Here is a 19,783-nt window from a genome sequence, read left to right on the forward strand (position 1 = left end):
TTAGTATAAAAGAATAAGATGGGACGCTGTATGCGATGAAAGTCGCACGTACAGTGTTAAGCGGGGGAAAAGATGGAGATAACTTCAAAGTCTTACCTATCGCAACTATTAGAAAAGTATGATTGTATGAAATAACATGTATGAAAGAAGAGGCGTTAGCAAAAATATCCCTTAACGAAATCGGCTTTATTTTTCAGCAAAGTAACCTTCTTAAGTGACTCATGTTGTATAGGTAGCAGAGAAAACAGAAAGAGTTCTTTTTATGGAGGACGGAGAAGTTGTTAGTGAAATACAACTAGGCAAGTTTAGGAATGATGATTTAAAAGCGCGAGAAGAGAAATTGTTAAAATGGTTAGCTGTACTCGGATTTTAAAGACAAAAACTCCTATTGAATATAGGAGTTTTTTCTTTGTTTGAAAGTTCGAAAAGATATATAATAATTTTCTGACTATTAATTTATGGAGGGGTATTAATGAAAACTGAAACGTTACACACACAAGAAGACATTTTAAAAATGCTTGATTCATTATTAAGACCTGCAGAACCATTTTGGAATGAGTTTTATGAGAATAGAGAAAAGGATGTTCCGTTTTTTGAAAATGTTCCAGATGAGAATCTAGTTTCGTATATACAAAAAGAGAGAGTTTCAAAAGGGAAGGTATTAGAACTTGGATGTGGTCCAGGTAGAAATGCCATTTATTTAGCGACTCAAGGATTTGATGTAACAGCAGTGGATTTATCTGTAGAAGGCATTAATTGGGCTAAAGAAAGGGCATTGGCAAAAGAGGTAGAAATTCATTTTATTTGTGATTCGATTTTTAATTTAGAGGTTCAAAACGAATTTGATTTTGTATACGATTCGGGCTGTTTGCATCACATTCCACCGCATAGAAGAATAAATTATGTGGATTTAATTAAAAACTCATTAAAATCGGGTGGTTATTTCGGATTAACATGTTTTGCGGCAGGCGATTTAGATGAACGAAATGGATCAGAAATAACAGATTGGGATGTATATAGAGAATGGAGTCTACAAGGTGGTCTTGCATACTCGGAAGAAAAGTTAAGAGATATATTTAAAGAATTTGAGGTAATTGAGATTAGAAGGATGAAACAAATAAAACAACCGAATGAAATGTTTGGAGAATCATTTCTTTGGACAGCGTTATTTAAGAAGAAATAATAAAGTAGATAATTGACAAACTCATCGTTTTTATAGACAATATGCGCATAGGAATATACGTTCGGTTTTTGGGTGACGTATGTTTTACATAAATATATAACAAGGGGCTGTCTCCATATGAGTAACGCAAATCAAAAAATTACTACGTTTTTAATGTTTGAGGGCAAAGCTGAGGAAGCGATGAATTTTTATACGTCGCTATTTGATCAATCAGAAATTGTAAGTATTTCTCGCTACGATGAAAATGGACCTGGTAAAGAGGGAACTGTAATTCATGCAACTTTTACGCTAAATGGCCAAGAGTTTATGTGTATTGATAGTTATGTAAATCATAATTTTACATTCACTCCAGCTATGTCTCTTTATGTAACTTGTGAGACAGAAGAAGAAATTGATACGGTCTTTCATAAACTAGCGCAGGATGGAGCAATTCTCATGCCTTTAGGTTCTTATCCGTTTAGTAAAAAGTTTGGCTGGTTAAATGATAAGTATGGTGTATCTTGGCAGTTAACTCTTGCTGAATAAAAAAGAAAAAGCGTAGCTTATTTTTGTTTGTAAAAGATGTTCATCTTGTATGGAATGAAGTTTCTAGGGTTTTAAAGAATAAAGGTATTCTTATTGCTGGATTTACAAATCCGTTACTATGGATTTTTGATGATAACCAAGAGCAAAAAGGTATTCTTGATGTTAAACATTCAATTCCTTCATCAACATTGGATTATTTACCAGAGGATGAAGTTCAAGATTACATCGATTCAAATCAAACAATAGAATATGCGCATACTTTAGAAGACCAAATCCAAGGCCAAATTGAAGCTGGTTTTGCTATAACAGGTTTTTATGAGGATGATTTTGGTGGAACAAGGATATTAGATAAGCATATTAAAACATTTATTGCGACAAAAGCTATAAAGTTAAAGATGGATTAAGAATTTTTGCTTGTCGCACGGGGCGTTAGTCGAAGAACGCTCTTAAAATAGAAAAGGATGGTACTTTCCATCCTTTTCCTTACGTATTTTGAGTGTCGAAACTATTCTCAAAACAAGTTTTACACTACCAATTGTATAATTAGGTTATGCTTTTATATTAAGAATTTTGCTGACCAAATCTTTTCCCGAGTTTAGCTAACAATTCAGGTTGATCGCTTTGGCTCATTATAACTTCAATAAAGATAAGTTGATTCTTATTAAAAGTTATATTTGTTAAGACTTCTGCTAATTCTGATTCATTTTCTACTTTAAATGTTAGACTTTTTTCTTCTGCCCCAAATACCATTGATAGTTTATTGTAATCCCACATTTGTATATCATTATAAGGTTGGTTTTGGCCGTGAATGGCACGTTCAACAGTGTATCCGTTGTTATTGATTAAAAATATAATTGGTTTTAAATTTTGACGTAATATAGTTGATAACTCTTGGGCAGTTACTTGGAAAGAACCATCACCAATAATTAAAATGTTGCGCCGTGATAAATTGGCGAGCTGTGTACCAAGTAGAGCGGGCAGTGTATATCCGATAGATCCCCATAACGGTTGTCCTACATATGCAGTGTTATTAGGTAGAGGGATAGCAGCACTACCAAAGAAAGGTGTTCCTTGCTCTACAATTAAGACGTCGTTTTCTTGTAAGAAATGGTACATTTGCTGCCAAAAACGTTTTTGTGTGACCATTTGTGCTTTTGGAATGAACTCTTCAGTAAAAGGTGAGGATTCTAAAATAAATGGCTTAACGTCAAGGGTATCTTTATTACGATGCTCAATTGAATCACTTAAATGTTGTAAAACATCCTGCATTACAACTGGACCGTATTTTTTATCTATAATTTTCACAGTGTAGGGATGGATTTCTATAACTTGTTCTTTTGTAAAACCTTGTGTGAAGCCGCCTGTAATAGTATCAGTTAACTTCACACCAATACTAATAATACAATCAGATTCATCAATTCTTTTTCGCAAGTACGGAGAACTTACATCACCAGTATAAATCCCTATAAATTGAGGCTGTTTTTCTGGGAATATTCCTTTTCCCATACTTAACGTCGCGATGGGAAACCCAGTTTTTTCTACGAATTGATGTACATTTTCTTTAGCGTGAAATCGATCTACTTCAAAATCAGCTAAAATAACAGGTTTTTTGGCACTATTTATTTTTGAAATGGCATGTAGAAGCATTTTATTTAATGCTTCTTTATTACTTAAAATAGGTTTATTTATAATAGGTTCTGTCGGTTTATTAATTGGTTTATTATACACATCAATTGGCAAATTAATATGAACCGGGCGTTTTTCATTCCAACATGCACGTAAAACACGGTCAATTTCCTCAGCAGCATGCTCAGGTGTTACATTTGTTTGTGCTATAGTGATTTCTCGATACATATTGGAAAAGTGATCGAACTTTCCATCTCCTAACGTATGATGGACGATTGCACCATTTTCCATTACTTTTGTTGGTGGCGTACCTGTAATTTTTATAACTGGCACGTTTTCCGCATATGAGCCAGCAATACCGTTAATAGCGCTTAATTCTCCAACACCGAAAGTAGTAATAAGAGCAGCGATTCCTTTTATGCGAGCGTACCCATCTGCTGCATATGCAGCATTTAATTCGTTACAATTGCCAATCCACTTTAAATTTTCATGTGCTACCACATCATCTAAAAAGGCAAGATTATAATCACCAGGAACCCCAAATATATGTTCAATTCCTAATTCATGTAGTCTATCCAATAAATATGTACTTACAGTATATTGTTTTTTCAAATGAATCATCTCCTAATTGTGCAATGAATGTTTCAATAGACTAAATAAGTTCTAATGCGTTGATTAAAATATTCATTACTAGATTGTGGTATAATTTACATACAGGGGGAAAGTAGATGACACAACATAAAGAAGAACAGATGAATGAGGCATTAGCATTATTTTATTTTGCATATAAAACATTTACTGAAAAGCCAGATGAAATTATAAAAGAATATGGCATTCAACGAGTACATCATCGAATTTTATTTTTTATCGCACGTTTTCCAGGGATAAGTGTAAATGAGTTATTATCACTATTAGAAATAAGTAAACAAGCTCTCCACGGACCGCTACGTCAACTTGTGGAAAAGGGCTTAATTGAGAGTAATGAAGCTATGCATGATCGACGTGTGAAACAGTTGTCTTTAACAGAAAAAGGTACAGATTTAGAGAAAAAACTGAGTGATGTACAAAGACAACAAATGGGTGCTATTTTTTCAAAATTTGGTGAATCATGTGAGGACAATTGGCACCAAGTTATGAATGAAATGGCAAATAGCCGATCAGGTTTTGATGCTTGGATATCCAAACGTGAAATACCAGTCGATCAAAAATAATGAAAAAACTTCTGTTTTTATCGTTTGAAAAAGAACAAATTTTATCCATACATTTGGCAACTATGATTTGGTCATAGAGTGAATGGATAAAAAGATACATTACTAGATATTTTATACGTGTACGCAATGGAACAATAAAATTCACATTTCCGAAAGGGGAATTATAATGATAAAACTTGTACTTATTCGTCACGGACAAAGCTTATGGAATCTTGAAAATCGCTTTACTGGATGGACAGATGTTGATCTATCAGAGAATGGATTAAGTGAAGCGAGAGAAGCAGGAGCAATATTAAAGAAAAACGGATATACTTTTGATGTGGCTTATACATCAGTATTAAAACGCGCAATTCGGACGTTATGGATTGTACTTCATGAGATGGATCTTACTTGGGTTCCAATACATAAATCTTGGAAGCTAAATGAAAGACATTATGGTGCATTGCAAGGGCTGAATAAAGATGAAACTGCACAAAAATATGGTGAGGAGCAAGTTCATATTTGGAGAAGAAGTGTTGATGTAAGACCACCGGCTCTCACTGAAGACGATCCTCGATATGAAGCGACCGATCCAAGATATAAAACACTCAAAAAAGGTGAATTTCCATTAACTGAATGTTTAGAGGATACGGAGAAGAGAGTACTTGCTTATTGGCATTCAGAAATTGCGCCGACATTAAAAAGTGGTAATAAAGTAATTATTTCATCACACGGTAACACAATTCGCTCGCTAGTAAAATATTTAGACAACCTTTCAAGTGATGGTGTAGTTTCATTAAATATTCCCACTAGCATTCCGCTTGTTTATGAATTAGACGAAAACTTACGTCCGATTCGTCATTATTATTTAAGTATGGATGGAGAAGTACCTGAAGGGGAAATTCCGAAACATATTTCTTTTTAATACGAAAATTTGAAATGAATGCTTGTCTACATATACAATATAGACTCATGGTAAAGTGGAATTTTAATCAGTGGGGTTGTTATTTCCCACAAATAACAGGATAAAAGACGTGGTACTTTCTAATATATATGCGATGTAGCTAATTTTAGAAGCTTGTCCACGTCTTTTGTCATAAAGAGAGCAGCTTGCGCATGTAATGATATCGTGAGTAGTTTTTGAATGGAGGGTGATGTGATTAATGATCTCTAACATTCGAATTGGCTTATTTGTTTTAGCAATTGTCTTTGTAGTCCTTGTTTTCTTTTATTGGAAAAATGAGGATTTGTACGAGGAGAAAAAGCAACGTATTAGAAAGACTTGGTATGGTTTGTTTATCATATCTGTCACTGTGTATTTCATGATAAAAGGAATTGATTTAACCCTCTGGAAAAATCTTTTAATGTTTACTGCAATGGCTATTTTTGTTGATATTGCGTTTATTTTAACACCTAATATTTCTGAAATATGGGGTGCGAAATTTAGCGATATTGGCAAGACAGTTCAATCAATAAAACGATCATTAATTGCATCTAAAGCGAGAGGAGAAATATACACGACAATTATTCAAAATGTTAATCCAGCAGTATTCGGTACGATGGAATGGCATACGGAAGAGGAATATACAAAGAGCTTAAATGCATTTTTAGATTCATATGGGGAAAAGATTGGCGCGAAAATTGTTGTTTTTGAAGCCGCGAAAGAGTTAAATACAAACTTTCGTGGTATTCGCTCGCAATTTAGTATTATCGTTCCGTTAGAACATATCGAGCAATTGAATGAGCAGAAAGCGGTGCAAGTAGAAAATGTCGGGATTATACCAGCAAAAATAGTAAGTGACGTTTTCATTGTTATTGATGGAAAGAAAAATAACCTGCAAGATCGGGATTTTGAAAATGTATATAATTTAACAATACATCATAGTTATTTTAGTAAATAAGGACAGAATCTTTTTCTGTCCTTTTCTTCTATACATAAATTAAAAACAAAATCCGACAAAGTTGAATAAAATTGGACAATCATTCCTACACTAGCATGTAGAGGTGATTGTAGTGGTAAAAGATTATGACAATGATTTTTTTAAAGAAGGTAACGAAGATACAACAGATTTCTCTTTAATAAAAGGGGATACGTTGCAGCAAGTAGAAGAATTAGAAGAAGAATTAAAAAGAAAATCATAAGTGTACACTCTTTCTACATTTGCTATATAATATAAATAAAAGGTTGTATCTTTTTGAAAAGGGGGAGAAGAGATGGCTGAAGTCAATGTGCAAAAGTCTTCGTTTTTTAAAGAAAAAAAAGAAGAATCCAATACAGATTTCTCTCTTGTGAAAGGTGCATTAACGGAGAATATAAATCGGTTAGAGAAACTAATGAATAATAGTAGTTCAAAATATATACAGGTGAAAAGAACAAAAGAAAATGCATAGAGCATTTTCTTTTGTTTTTTTATTTAATAGTAAACTTATCTTTTACTTTTTCAGGTAAATCTGCTTTCTGAATCTCTTCATAGGACTTTACTTCAATTGATGATATTTCATTTTTGCTATTATCATCTTGATCTACATAAAGGCGTAAAAACGCGTCTTTATTTAATTTATGGTCGTTTTCTTTTTTTGTACTTCTAAATGTAATTTGTTTTTTGACACCATCTTCATCATATGCGGGCAGCGTATAGTTTCGTAAGTTTCTACCATCTACTTTTTCGATAGTTCCTTCGCCTTTTATCTGCATGTAATATACATCTTTACCAATTCTATTTAGTGACGCTCTCTCACAGCCAATAGTAAAACTAAAAATAATAAACATAGTGTAATAATTGCTAAAAACTTTTTCATTTTCTTTATCTCCTTGAATGTGTTTCTTTAAAAAGTATACGATTATTATTAAATGAGAAAAATCGATATAGATTACAACGCCCTTACAATATTGTAAGATTGTTGTACATAAAATGAACAATAAAAGTTAAAACAAAGGTAAAATAATGAATCATGGTATAATGATATGAGACTTACATATTATTTTGTCATTTGGAGAGGAGCTTGAAAAATGTATTTTACCTTAGAACAATTAACAAAGCACCCTGTATTTTATCATTTTGCAGAAATTTCAAAGATTCCTAGAGGATCAGGTAATGAAAAGGAAATTAGTGATTATTTAGTAGGCTTTGCAAAAGAGCGTAACTTAGAAGTCATTCAAGATGAAGCATTAAATGTCGTTATTAAAAAAGAAGCAACAGCTGGTTATGAAAATGTACCAGCTATTATTATTCAAGGTCATATGGATATGGTTTGCGAAAAAAATCAAGCAACAGTACATGATTTTGAAAAAGATCCAATTGAATTACGAATCATTGGGGACATGTTATATGCAAATCAAACAACTCTAGGTGCTGATAATGGTATTGCAGTTGCGTATGCATTAGCTTTATTAGATTCGAAAGAAATTCCGCATCCAGCACTTGAAGTCGTTATCACTACTGAAGAAGAAACGACAATGGGTGGGGCTTTTGCTATTGATCCAAATCATTTTGAAGGAAAGATATTTATAAATATTGATTCTGAAGAAGATCATAAATTACTTGTAAGTAGTGCAGGTGGTGCGAAAGCTGTTGAAACAATTCCCGTAATTTGGGATGAAACGCCAGCGAATATGGATGCATACCGTCTATATGTTGGTGGTCTAAAAGGCGGACATTCTGGTATGGAAATTGATAAACAACGCGGTAATGCGAACAAAGTATTAGGACGAGTATTACGTGATTTATCGGCACATACGGAGTTTAACATAAGTGAAGTTCACGGCGGATTAAAAACGAATGCAATTCCGCGTGAAAGTGTAGCTACACTTTTAATTCGTACAGAAGATGTAGGACAAGTAGAAGAAAAACTAGAATCATGGACACGTGTATTACAAGAAGAAATGCGTGCTGTTGATCCAGATGTTCATGTTACACTGACAAAATTGGATGAAAAAGTTGAAAAAGTATTTGCTAAAGAGACACAAAAGCAGCTTATTTCATCATTATTCTTAATTCCAAATGGCATTCAAAGTATGAGCATGGATATTAAAGGTCTTGTAGAAAGCTCAACAAATTTAGGCGTTATTGAAACGTTGCAAGATGAAATTAAATTACGTAACGAAGTGCGAAGTTCTGTAAGTAGTTTAAAACAACATGTTGCAGAAGAAATCAAATATATTGCTGAATTAGTTGGTGCTACATTTGAAATAGAGTCAGAGTATCCAGAATGGCCATACAATCCAAACTCACAAATTCGTAATTTATTTGAAAAAGTGCATCAAGAAAAATACAATAAAGAAATTGAAATCTTCGCTGTGCATGCGGGGATTGAGTGTAGCGTATTCGTTCAAAAAATGCCTGAATTAGATGCAATTTCATTCGGACCAGACATTTTTAACGTCCACACTCCAGATGAACATATCAGTATCTCTTCTGTAGTGAATAACTGGGGATTCTTCATTGATGTAATGAAGGGTACAAAAGAATTAGCTAAGTAATAACGACGAAATAAAAAGGAGCCTATAAAAATTTATAGGCTCCTTTTTTGTATTGGAATTTATCCCGCTATTTGCAGAGCAGCCCGATTGGTTTAACTAACAATCAGTGGGGGATGAATAAAACCACTACTGATCAAAGTTTCACTTTATGAGAAGTCATTTTTCGTTAGTATGTAATATTAAGCTTGAACAATTAATAAGGATGAATTGTTGATGTTTTTTAGTACTGATGAAGGGGTGGAGAAATGAAGGGAAGAAAGCATTTTATTGTTTGTATGTTTTTATTGTTCTTCACATTTAGTTTTACTGGTGTTCAGAAAATAATAGCAGAGGAAGTTGAATTTACAGGAACAACAGCTCCATTGAATGTAAATGTTAGAGAGGCAAAAAGTTTGAATGCAAATATTGTAGATGTGATTCCCGGAAATACAACAGTATCTTTTAAAGGATGGGAGTATGGTGAAGCGGTTAAAGATTACTGGACAGGAAATTTAGATAATCGTTGGTTTTATTATTTTAAAGATGGAAAAAAAGTATATGTAACGTCAGCGTATATTAATGGAAATCCTCCAAATACATCAATAGATCGTAAATTATCTGTACCTAACATATTACAAGAAAGATCAAATTGGTGTTGGGCAGGCACTTCGGTTTCAGTTCTAAATTATTTTGGGAAAACTCCTTCACAAGATCAGTACGTTAGGTATGTTAAGGGTGGATCATATAATAATCCTGCAACTTCACGTGAAATACAATATGGATTATCAGGATATGGTGTTAGCTCAGCTATAAGTTCTGGAGCAAAATCATATGATTGGTTCAAAAGACAAATTAATAGTAATCAGCCGATGATTGCACTCATTATGTGGCAAAATGGAGCTAACATCGGACACTTTCTAGTACTTGATGGATTTTATAAAGGGACAAATGGAACAGATTATATAACGTACATGGACCCTTGGTATGGTGATCATTATAATCATAATTTCAGTACGTTCCATAACAATAATAATTTTTGGTGGAGTGAAACTGTTTATAATATCCATGCAAACTAATAATATTAAAAGCGGGGGTTCATAAATGGGAAAACTACTTAAGCTTGTGATACCGTGCATGTGCTTAATGACCGTTATTATTTTCGCTAGTAAAATTAGTTATGCATCAAAAAATAAAAGTGAATCAGTACAATCGATCGCATTAAAAGATTATCAATATAGTAAGGGAAGTTCTTCTGAAAATTTAAGTTTTGAAAAAATAACAACATCTCCATTTTCGTTACCAATCTATGCAACAATTCCAGCGCAGCAAATTTTAAATAGCTCTGAATTTAAGAATTTACTATTACCAACAAATGAAAAGCTGTGGTTTATTATGAAGGGTGAGCAGCCAGAAGGACTAATTGTTGCGAATGATATTGAACCGATTCGAACGGGCGGAGAAAATAGAAGTAAAGATTTATATGGATTATATACAGCAATAAAGAATAATACAAATGAAACAAAAGATATTAGTTATTTCGAATTTGAAGGGCAAGGAATATTGGTAGTAAATCAAAATAATGATCAAGAAATATACCTTAGTAAAGGTGCCGCTGCCATATTAAAACTTCCTACTGGTCAAAAAGTATTGAGCAGTGAAGTATTACAGAAAATGAAAGAGAGAATTGTAACTGGTTTTGAATAGTGGTAATGTCTGATTCTTTTTTGTGTTTATACAAGGTTGAATAGGGAACAGGATCAATGGTAGCATTAGGGCATCTTTACTGTTTGAAACCTAATAGTGTATATAAAAAGGTTAGAGAAGTTAATTCTCTAACCTTTTTATATTAATGTATGAAATTTAAAAAGTGATGGAGTAAACCAAATAATAAAAATTTGTCTGCTCTTCTATTTTTATTTGCAATTTAAACTCGTTATATTCCGCTATCTATTGTACAACCTTTTTACATAGCTGAATTTTTTTATTTGAAAATAAGGGTGCATCTATAAAACCATAATGATAAACTAAAATACCTAATTCCACTCTAGAATTAATATGCCATTTTTCTTTAATATGATTAATTATCGTTGAAATTCTTCGAGGGGTAACATATATTTTTTGGGAAATTTCTGCATCTGTATATCCTTTTGCTACATAAATAGCTACTTCTAACTCTCTTTCGGTCAACATTCTTTTCATAAAATACGCTCCTTCGAAATTATTTATATAAAAATCAAAAGAAACTATTAAAAGAAATAAAGGTGAAAAATCATATTTATTTTAATCAGGCTATTTGCGGATAGTAAGACTCCCACCTCAAAATTTAGATGTGGCAAAGAAGTCCAACTCCCTGTAAAAGCCTGCCTGGAGTGGACTAATAATCAGTGGGGGGATAAAACTCCCATTAATTATTAGTGAACCATATTTTAATAATTTCTCGTATTGTAATACAAGTTTGTAAAAGAAACTATAAATCCATATAATTAGTAATTGTAACTATATTAATTTTACATTACATTAAAAGTTGGGAAATATTCTTATACTCATAAAGTGTTACATTTGAGGGAGGAAAGATGGAATTCTACAATCTTGGTATTATTATTAAAGAACTTAGAAAGAAAAAAAACATGTCACAATCTGAATTATGTCATGGAATATGTTCACAAAGTCAAATTAGTAAGATAGAAAAAGGTATTATTTATCCATCTAGCATATTGTTGTATCAATTATCTGAAAGACTTGGTATTGATCCAAATTATATATTCGCACTAACCAAAAATAAAAAAATAAAATATATTGAAAATGTAAAATGTGTAATGAGAGATTGTGTGAAACAAAAACAATATAATGAGCTTTACGAAATAGTAAAAAAAGAGAAAGATGAGAATAATTTTCAATCAAAAGAAGATAAACAATTTCTATTATGGCATGAAGCGATTGCTATATATTATGTAAATGGAGCAACAAGTAATGCGTTTGACATTTTAAATAGAGCACTAAAACAAACCTTAAGTAGTAGTAACTTTTTATCAGAAAAAGAAATAAGCATAATGAATTCAATTGCTATAATACATGCAGAAAATGAAGAGTATGAGAAAAGTATAAATATATTAAAACAAAGTTTAATTAATTTTAATAAGATAGAATTTCCTAGAGAAAAAGAAATCAAATTAAGACTCATTCATACGTTAACAAAATGTTTACACCTTGCAAATCAATATGAAGAAGCAATAAAGTATAGTGAAATAGGTATAAAATTAGCGATAAATATGAATACTTTATACTTATTAGGTGAATTATTTTTTGAAAAAGGTGCAATTTTATTGAAAGTTCAGCACTCTAATGAAGTTGGTTTAACAGACATAAAAAAAGCATTATTTATATTTGAACTAACTGAAAGAAAACAATATATAAAAATGATCAAGGAAAAATATATTAAAAATCAAGAATAAACAAGAAAGAATTCTAACATAAACTATTCCTAATTGTTATTTTTTTCTAAAAAAAGTACTGTAATACGAACTATTCCTAATTGTTGTTTATTGCTAAAATAAATACCGTAATATTAGATAAATATAAAGGGTGGCATTTTATGAAATCAAGAGGAATTACTCGTAAAGCAGATAGCATGGGGCGTATTGTTATTCCAATGGAAATAAGACGGAGTTTAGGAATTGTAGAAAAAGATTCTCTTGAAATGTTTATAGAAGAGGACCAGATTATTTTACGAAAATATCAATCTCCAAGAGCTTGTGCACTTACAGGGGATATTTCAGACAGCAATATTTCGTTAGCGAATGGGAAGATTATTGTAAGTCCAAACGGGATGGAACTGTTAATAAAGAAGTTACAGCAATATCTTTTAAAATAAAGTGAAACTTTAATCAGGGGGAGTTTTGTTCATCCCCACTGATTATCAGCCCTCACCAATCTTGCTTTTATGGGCAGCCCGAACCCCCACCTAACTTCTTTGCTTCCGCTGTATTTTAAGGTAGGGGTCTTACTGCCCGGCAAATAGCGGGGTAAAAGGTAAGTAAGAACTTTAAAATAGAATATACTTGAAAAAAATTCCTCTATCAATTTAGGGGGGTTTTTTATTGTTATCAATAAAATTGAGGGGCCGTAGTTCGTTCAATGGAATACGAATTACTTCATAAATAGTCTGACTATTTTTTATAAAAAAACTATTCATTTACATTTTTTGGTTTCGTGTTATATTTTTAATGTTAACATAGTTGTATTGAAAATTCTGATTTTAAAATTAGGAAAACTTTAGAAAATGAAAGAGATTTTTAAATTAAATTTACCAATTCAATAGAGGTTCGTCGGGGAAATGTACCTAAGAAGAAATCTCTTATAATCCACGTTTTTTATTTGTAAATCGGTAGTTCTAATAGCTCTGACGAAAAGCGAAGGAGCAAAAAAGAAATGGATAGTTTGTTTAATAGAAGATAGGGTATAAAAAATAAAACAACGGAGGTTTTATAATGAATAAAGGAATACTGCAGATTACAGAAATTGAAGAAATTAGCATTCCTAATGTATTGAAGGATAAAATGAAGAATCTGATAGAAAATGAATTGAAAACTCATAATCCTTATACTTGTGATTAAGAAATAGCAGCATATTTTTCAAAAGAGTGGCTTAATTGTTTGATTGACTATTCAAAGAAAAATCCGAATTCAGATATGAAAAACCTACTAAATATAATAAAAATAGCGAATTGTGGCGGAAACGTACCACCTACTCTTATTAAAAATACTCCATGTGATCCTATGGAAACACTATTACCTGGGGAAAATCGCAGAGGTTTTAATTATGGCGAAGACGAACACGATAGAATGAAAAAATATTTTTATGCAGAATGGGTCACATGGCTTTTTGCCACACTTTTTAATTATGATGCTTTAATTCACCCATCCGAACATGCAGGGAAAAATAGATTTCATCTTATTTCACCTTTAAACAACGATGAAGTTTTGCGAAATGTCGGTGCAAGCACCGGTGGCGGGAACTTTTATCAACATAACGATGCCACAGTGTATACAGATATGAAAGACCAATCAGATATTGAAGCAAGATTGAAAACATTCAATACGAATTTAGAAATTGTATCAAATAGACTTAATAAATCCGTGGAACGAATAGTGTCTGAAATTACTTGTGGAAAATTTACTAGAGTTGATGCTCTTTTATTAAAAGGAGTGTTAAATTTAAAAACTCAAACTCATATTGGAACGCCAAAATTACTGCAAAAGCATCTTGAAGAAAATCACTTCAGTAAAGATGACATATTGGCGATAAGTAAAATGCCTATTGCTCATATCGCAGGAATGGCGGATGGTGAAATATCGGGATTTGTAGGGGAAATAAACCAAATCATATTTTTGGATGATAATGGTGATATTATTGCAACTTGTTTGAATGGAGCGGAAAATAGATTAATTTATGTGGGAGAAAGTGAAGAAGAAAAATTGAAATTTGACATGTTTTTAGAACTCTTACGAACAACGCCTACTTATAAGGTTCCACTTACATCTGAAGATTTATTACTTATACCAAATTCATACTATGGTAAACAAACAAATGTAACTCATGGTAGGGAAAGGTTATCTGAGGAAGAATATAAAATCCCGATTGGAAATAATAAATATGGAAGAAGAATTGTTTGCAGACAATACGTTTCCAGTCGATTACGTGATCGAAAAGAAAGTTACTTTACAGATTTAATTAACTAGTTTAAAGAGAGGAGGGACGATGGGGAGGTTTGGGTTATAATAGCTCAAGCCTTCCCATATTCTTTGTATGGATTTTACTATTGAATTACTTATACTACTATTTTTAGTAGCTGTATTAGCAGGATGGATAGATACGATTGCTGGGGGCGGTGGTATGATAACTATCCCGATAATGTTATTAGTAGGTATGTCTCCTTCTGTAGCGATAGCAACTAATAAACTACAAGGGAGTAGCGGAACTCTCATGGCAACAGTGTTTTTTATTAAGAAGAAAGAAATTAATCTTAAAGAAATGCGTTTGTCCATCTTAATGACCTTTTTGGGATCCGTTTTCGGTGGATGGCTTGTTTTACAGATACGAGCAGAATATTTAATCATGATATTACCTTTTTTACTTATTATTATTGGTCTTTATTTTCTATTATCTCCAAATATAGCAAACGAAGATCGACCGAGAAAAATAAGTATGTTGTTGTTTGCGTTAACAGTGGCTCCATTCCTTGGATTTTATGATGGTTTCTTCGGCCCAGGAACAGGTAGTTTAATTGCTTTAGCGTTCATTCTTTTATGTGGATATAGTGCTACGAGAGCAACTGCAAATGCTAAAATCTTGAATTTTACAAGTAATTTCGCTGCTTTGTTATATTTTATTATTTTTGGCCAAATCGATTGGACAATTGGGTTGATTATGATGCTTGGTCAAATTATAGGATCGTATATTGGAGCGAAGATGGTGCTTACAAAAGGGACGTCATTAATACGACCAATAGTGGTTATTGTTTGCTTTGTCATGGCAATTAAAATTTTTTTACAAAATATAAACTAAATGTAATCAATATATTATTTGGATCAAAGTTAGAGTGTTTTCATGTTCTTATTGCAGTATTACGCTGTTTAAGATGTGTTCAAAATTACACAATTTGACTAGTGTAATATATTACGTTATGCTTTTTTATAGTATAAAAGAAAGGCTTGAAGATAATGATTCGTCGTTTGAGAAAGCTAAAAAATGTAGCAGTCGTAGTAAGCTTCTAAGTAAATAGCAAAATATATAATACTTAGAAGCGAGGAATAAAGTTATGAAGTATCCATTATTTAATCATTGGTCAGAAACAAAGTATATAAAAGATATAGTAACAAATCCACTCATTGAAGTAGGAGAGTACTCCTATTATTCAGGCTATTATAGCCATCAAAATTTTGAAGATGGCTGTGTAAGGTATTTGTGGGGAGATGCTAAGTCTCAAGCACTTTTCAATCCAATTGAACAGATGGGATGGCATCTTGATAAACTCATTATTGGGAATTATGTTTGCATTGCAAGTGGGGTAGTCATTTTAATGGGTGGTAATCATAATCATCACTCAGAATGGATTACAGTATATCCATTCGCTGAGCAAATCAAACAATCATATGAACCAAAGGGCGATACAGTCATTCAAAGTGATGCTTGGATTGGAATGAATGCTATAATAATGCCTGGCGTTACTATTGGTGAAGGGGCAATTGTTGCTGCAGGATCTGTCGTAAGTAAAGATGTTCCGCCGTATACAATAGTTGGTGGAAATCCTGCTAAGGAAATAAAGAAACGATTCACTGATATAGAGATAAATATGTTAATGGAAATGCGTTGGTTTGATTGGGATAGGAAATTGATTGAGAAGGCAATTCCGCTGTTATCCAGTCCATCCATCGAACCATTATTTGCTTTTTATAAAAATGAAGTGAAAAATAAATAAATCAGTTAGAAAAACTACATCCAGTATAGGGTGTAGTTTTTTTATTACAAAAAACTAATAGTTTAGACTAAAGAAAATTCATCTCTAATATAAGTCTAGCAAATAGCTGAATTGAGTAATTAAAATCCTTGATAGCTAATAAAGCATTAACGGGCAGTAAGACCCCAACTGATTAAAGTTTCACTTTATTTTTTGTAAATGTGGAACAAATGTATTATTTAGATTGTCTATTAATTGTAATCCTAAAAAATATGAAAGTGCGAATCATTTTGAAAAATATAAGGGGATTAAAAATAGTGATATGTGTGGGAATACAAAGTAGTAGGGCACCTAAAAGTGTCGGATGAGATGGTCTATATGAAAGCGATCCTAACGTCTAATATGTATATACAATTTGAGAACACTGTCTGTTTTTTTGAGATTATGTTAGAATAACGCTTTTTTTGAGTATAAAAATATTGGAGGTAACAGAAGTGAAAGGTATGTTTTGCAAGAGATTTATTGCAATAGTAACAGTGCTTACACTATTTTTTAGCATGTTCGTTACATTTGGAAGAGCAGCAGCGGAAACAGTTTCTGCTATAGAGGTTGAAGCAGGATCAGCAATTTTAATAGAAGCAAATTCCGGGAAAATTTTATATGAAAAAAATGCAGATGAATCATTGGCAATTGCTAGTATGACAAAAATGATGAGCGAATACTTAGTTCATGAAGCGGTGGATAAAGGAAAACTTAAATGGGATCAAAAAGTTAAAATCTCTGAATATGCACATAAGATTTCGCAAGATCGTTCATTATCAAACGTTCCATTAGAAAATGGTGGCTCTTATACGGTAAAAGAGTTATATGAGGCAATGGCAATTTACTCTGCAAACGGTGCAACAATTGCTTTAGTTGAAGAGATTGCTGGTAAAGAAGTCAACTTTGTAAAAATGATGAACGATAAGTCGAAAGAGTTTGGAATGAAAGATTATAAATTTGTAAACTCTACAGGCTTAACAAATCACGATTTAAAAGGATATCATCCAGAAGGGACAACTCTAGACGAGAAAAATAAAATGTCTGCAAGGGATTGTGCAATTTTAGCACAACGTCTTATTCAAGATTTCCCCCAAATATTAAATACAGCAAAAATTCCTAAAAAAACATTCCAAGAGGGTGGTAAATATCCAATTGATATGGCGAACTTTAACTGGATGTTAAAAGGTTTAATTAAGCAATATGAAGGTGTAGATGGTTTGAAAACAGGAACGACTCCAGAAGCGGGAGATTGTTTCACTGGTACAGTAGAAAGAAATGGTATGCGCCTAATTTCTGTAGTGATAAAAGCAAAATCTCATACGGCACGTTTTGATGAAACAAAGAAATTATACGATTATGGATTTGCGAATTTTGAAGTGAAGAATGTCTACAGAAAAGATTCAGTAGTAAAAGGGCATGAAACAGTGCGAGTAGTAAATGCAAAAGACAAAGATGTAGTAGTTCAAACGAAGCAAGCTGTTTCACTTCCAATGCCGAAGGGCAATAAAGACATTTATAAAAAAGAATTTAAAGTATTGAATAAAAAACAAGAAGTGCCTATTAAAAAAGGTGTAACAATTAGTAAAATGATTATCTTGCCTAAAGATAATACAGATCCTGGGTTTTTATCAGGTAAATCATTACAAATAGACCTTGTAACAAAATCTGATGTGGAACAAGCAAATTGGTTTACACGTTTTATACGTAAAACAGGATCTTTTTTTAGTGGTATGTGGGATAGTGCGATTGATATAGTAAAAAGCTAATTTTATAGGATACAACTAAATGTTTCACTTTATAAAAATTTAATAAAATCTTTTCTTTGTATTAAATATTTTGTTTTAAATTATGTATATAAAGAAATGGAGGTCAAATTAACTTTGTACTGCTTATATTAGGAATTTAAAGAAAGAATATGTACAATTCTCCCACTACATTCTTATAGTGGCCTTTATGAACAGCAAAATTTACAATTTACAAGGAGAACATTTTATGAGTAAGAGAATAAAAGAATTAGATTCCATACGAGGGTTAGCGGCACTTACTGTGGTATTTGGACATTTTTGTTTAATGCTACCATCGTTGCCTAATTCTATTAAATTTTCCCCGCTTAGGTTTTTATGGGCGGGTGGGGAAGCTGTTATCGTTTTTTATGTACTAAGTGGTTTTGTGTTATCTATGGCACTTTATCATTCAAAAACAAATTATTGGGGATATTTAATTAAGAGATTTGTAAGAATCTATATTCCTTATTATTTTTGGATAATCGTTACCTTTGTTTTATTTATTTTATTTTCGTCGTATGAAGTGGTAGGATTACGGGATTGGTTCTATGATAGGTGGCAAGGGTCTATAACAAAATTAGATATTCTAAACCACTTTGTGCTTCTTAATAACTTTTTTACGGAAAATTATAATCCAGTTATTTGGTCATTGGCTCAAGAAATGCGTATATCTATTGTGTTTCCTTTGTTATTCCTTCTTTTTTATAAACTGAATTGGAAGAAAACGATACTATTTGCTTTGAGCTTTTCGTTAATTAGTGTTGTTCTTAATATGTTGCATATTGGGAAAGCTGAAGGATTTTATAATGGTTATGCTGATACACTGCATTTTACATCTATGTTTATTGTTGGAATGTTACTTTTTAAGTATCAGGAAAAACTTATCTACTCATATAGGAATATGAAAAAATTTAAAAAAGGATTTCTTATTGCATTAGGGGTTATCCTATATTTATATTCCATTTTAATTTATGGTTTTTCCCGTAATGATACAACTTTCTTATTAAAAGATTGGGGTGTCGTAATGGGGGTTAGTATATTTATTATAATGGCTATGAGTAACCTAAAAGTAAAAGCATTTCTAAATAAGAGTGTATTTGTATATTTAGGAGAAATTTCATACAGTATCTATTTGTGTCATTTTCCAATCATGATGGTACTATTTAAACTATTGTATACAAAGATACCTATCTTATTCCTTCTTACTTTGTGCATTGCAATGACACTACTTTTTTCTATAGTTTCATATCATTTAATCGAAAAGAAATGTATCAACTGGGCAAAACAAAGAACAATAAATTTTTTGAAAAAAGTATAATTTCTAGATAGATTTTATCTCTTTAGTAAATATATGAATATGACCGATTCTTAAGTATACTTAGGAATCGGTCAATTTTGGATTCTAAATATAAATATAGTAAAGTGGAATATAATTGAAATCGAAAACCACTTAGAAATAACAATTACGGTGTGAGCTATTGTATAGTATAGATATGGTTAATAATAAAGGGGGAATAC

The 19,783-nt window shown here is 32.0% G+C and carries 18 protein-coding genes and 4 pseudogenes; 19 read left to right on the top strand and 3 right to left on the bottom strand.

What is annotated here, in order from left to right:
• Nucleotides 1–232: 232 nt before the first annotated feature.
• The 4 genes and pseudogenes from ACTFN4_RS22675 to ACTFN4_RS22690 all read left to right on the top strand — a co-directional run.
• Nucleotides 233–373: pseudogene (locus tag ACTFN4_RS22675) on the top strand (ABC transporter ATP-binding protein); the annotation flags it as partial.
• 99 nt (nucleotides 374–472) lie between these two features.
• Nucleotides 473–1,183: a class I SAM-dependent methyltransferase gene (locus tag ACTFN4_RS22680; RefSeq protein WP_439962816.1), complete on the top strand. Its 711-nt coding sequence runs from the start codon at nucleotides 473–475 to the stop codon at nucleotides 1,181–1,183.
• 117 nt (nucleotides 1,184–1,300) lie between these two features.
• Nucleotides 1,301–1,708 carry a VOC family protein gene (locus ACTFN4_RS22685; RefSeq protein ID WP_000063587.1) on the top strand — a complete coding sequence of 136 codons (408 nt, stop codon included), beginning with the start codon at nucleotides 1,301–1,303 and terminating at the stop codon, nucleotides 1,706–1,708.
• 23 nt (nucleotides 1,709–1,731) lie between these two features.
• A pseudogene (locus ACTFN4_RS22690) lies at nucleotides 1,732–2,112 on the top strand (SAM-dependent methyltransferase); the annotation flags it as partial.
• A 157-nt stretch (nucleotides 2,113–2,269) separates the two neighbouring features.
• Here the strand turns inward: ACTFN4_RS22690 and ACTFN4_RS22695 are convergent.
• The gene (locus tag ACTFN4_RS22695; protein WP_439962817.1) at nucleotides 2,270–3,955 is read right to left on the bottom strand and encodes an alpha-keto acid decarboxylase family protein; all 1,686 of its coding nucleotides are present in this window, start codon (nucleotides 3,953–3,955) and stop codon (nucleotides 2,270–2,272) included.
• A 107-nt stretch (nucleotides 3,956–4,062) separates the two neighbouring features.
• Here ACTFN4_RS22695 and ACTFN4_RS22700 point away from each other — a divergent pair, with 107 nt between their 5' ends.
• The 5 genes from ACTFN4_RS22700 to spoIISB all read left to right on the top strand — a co-directional run bounded on the left by ACTFN4_RS22700 (nucleotide 4,063) and on the right by spoIISB (nucleotide 6,915).
• Entirely contained in the window at nucleotides 4,063–4,545 is a 483-nt protein-coding gene (locus ACTFN4_RS22700; protein ID WP_000191888.1) for a MarR family winged helix-turn-helix transcriptional regulator, read from the top strand.
• Nucleotides 4,546–4,711: 166 nt separating this feature from the next.
• On the top strand, nucleotides 4,712–5,449 hold the full coding sequence (gpmA, locus tag ACTFN4_RS22705) for a 2,3-diphosphoglycerate-dependent phosphoglycerate mutase (RefSeq protein WP_000594152.1): 738 nt from the start codon (nucleotides 4,712–4,714) through the stop codon (nucleotides 5,447–5,449).
• Between the two features lie 238 nt (nucleotides 5,450–5,687).
• Nucleotides 5,688–6,425 carry a type II toxin-antitoxin system SpoIISA family toxin gene (locus tag ACTFN4_RS22710; RefSeq protein ID WP_439962818.1) on the top strand — a complete coding sequence of 246 codons (738 nt, stop codon included), beginning with the start codon at nucleotides 5,688–5,690 and terminating at the stop codon, nucleotides 6,423–6,425.
• Nucleotides 6,426–6,537: 112 nt separating this feature from the next.
• Nucleotides 6,538–6,666: a hypothetical protein gene (locus ACTFN4_RS22715; RefSeq protein ID WP_000237819.1), complete on the top strand. Its 129-nt coding sequence runs from the start codon at nucleotides 6,538–6,540 to the stop codon at nucleotides 6,664–6,666.
• Between the two features lie 72 nt (nucleotides 6,667–6,738).
• Complete coding sequence (gene spoIISB / locus ACTFN4_RS22720; protein ID WP_000852629.1) at nucleotides 6,739–6,915, top strand: stage II sporulation protein SB; 177 nt, start codon at nucleotides 6,739–6,741, stop codon at nucleotides 6,913–6,915.
• A gap of 19 nt (nucleotides 6,916–6,934) precedes the next feature.
• Here the strand turns inward: spoIISB and ACTFN4_RS22725 are convergent.
• Nucleotides 6,935–7,323, bottom strand: a pseudogene (locus ACTFN4_RS22725) (YxeA family protein).
• Between the two features lie 211 nt (nucleotides 7,324–7,534).
• Between ACTFN4_RS22725 and pepD the strand changes: the two are divergent.
• From pepD to ACTFN4_RS22740, 3 genes are all read left to right on the top strand, one after another.
• Nucleotides 7,535–9,004: a beta-Ala-His dipeptidase gene (pepD, locus tag ACTFN4_RS22730; RefSeq protein ID WP_439962819.1), complete on the top strand. Its 1,470-nt coding sequence runs from the start codon at nucleotides 7,535–7,537 to the stop codon at nucleotides 9,002–9,004.
• Between the two features lie 245 nt (nucleotides 9,005–9,249).
• The gene (locus ACTFN4_RS22735) at nucleotides 9,250–10,059 is read left to right on the top strand and encodes a papain-like cysteine protease family protein (protein ID WP_439962820.1); all 810 of its coding nucleotides are present in this window, start codon (nucleotides 9,250–9,252) and stop codon (nucleotides 10,057–10,059) included.
• A 25-nt stretch (nucleotides 10,060–10,084) separates the two neighbouring features.
• A complete protein-coding gene (locus tag ACTFN4_RS22740; protein WP_000517271.1) occupies nucleotides 10,085–10,687 on the top strand; it encodes a hypothetical protein in 603 nt (200 codons plus the stop codon).
• 243 nt (nucleotides 10,688–10,930) lie between these two features.
• Here ACTFN4_RS22740 and ACTFN4_RS22745 read toward each other — a convergent pair whose 3' ends face one another.
• Nucleotides 10,931–11,182: a response regulator transcription factor gene (locus ACTFN4_RS22745; protein ID WP_086423239.1), complete on the bottom strand. Its 252-nt coding sequence runs from the start codon at nucleotides 11,180–11,182 to the stop codon at nucleotides 10,931–10,933.
• Nucleotides 11,183–11,556: 374 nt separating this feature from the next.
• On the opposite strand from ACTFN4_RS22745, the gene ACTFN4_RS22750 reads away from it, so the two are divergent.
• From ACTFN4_RS22750 to ACTFN4_RS22780, 7 genes and pseudogenes are all read left to right on the top strand, one after another.
• Entirely contained in the window at nucleotides 11,557–12,435 is an 879-nt protein-coding gene (locus ACTFN4_RS22750) for a helix-turn-helix domain-containing protein (protein WP_000397979.1), read from the top strand.
• Nucleotides 12,436–12,575: 140 nt separating this feature from the next.
• Nucleotides 12,576–12,854, top strand: coding sequence for an AbrB/MazE/SpoVT family DNA-binding domain-containing protein (locus ACTFN4_RS22755; protein ID WP_000842216.1), 279 nt, complete (start codon nucleotides 12,576–12,578; stop codon nucleotides 12,852–12,854).
• 616 nt (nucleotides 12,855–13,470) lie between these two features.
• Nucleotides 13,471–14,721: pseudogene (locus ACTFN4_RS22760) on the top strand (hypothetical protein).
• A 67-nt stretch (nucleotides 14,722–14,788) separates the two neighbouring features.
• Nucleotides 14,789–15,547, top strand: coding sequence for a TSUP family transporter (locus ACTFN4_RS22765; RefSeq protein ID WP_000347993.1), 759 nt, complete (start codon nucleotides 14,789–14,791; stop codon nucleotides 15,545–15,547).
• Nucleotides 15,548–15,800: 253 nt separating this feature from the next.
• Entirely contained in the window at nucleotides 15,801–16,460 is a 660-nt protein-coding gene (locus tag ACTFN4_RS22770; RefSeq protein ID WP_000876937.1) for a CatB-related O-acetyltransferase, read from the top strand.
• A 473-nt stretch (nucleotides 16,461–16,933) separates the two neighbouring features.
• Nucleotides 16,934–18,247 carry a D-alanyl-D-alanine carboxypeptidase family protein gene (locus ACTFN4_RS22775; RefSeq protein ID WP_439962821.1) on the top strand — a complete coding sequence of 438 codons (1,314 nt, stop codon included), beginning with the start codon at nucleotides 16,934–16,936 and terminating at the stop codon, nucleotides 18,245–18,247.
• 187 nt (nucleotides 18,248–18,434) lie between these two features.
• The gene (locus ACTFN4_RS22780; protein WP_439962822.1) at nucleotides 18,435–19,583 is read left to right on the top strand and encodes an acyltransferase family protein; all 1,149 of its coding nucleotides are present in this window, start codon (nucleotides 18,435–18,437) and stop codon (nucleotides 19,581–19,583) included.
• Nucleotides 19,584–19,783: the final 200 nt, after the last annotated feature.

This window comes from Bacillus cereus group sp. MYBK95-2, from assembly GCF_051915225.1.
GTDB lineage: Bacteria > Bacillota > Bacilli > Bacillales > Bacillaceae_G > Bacillus_A > Bacillus_A cereus.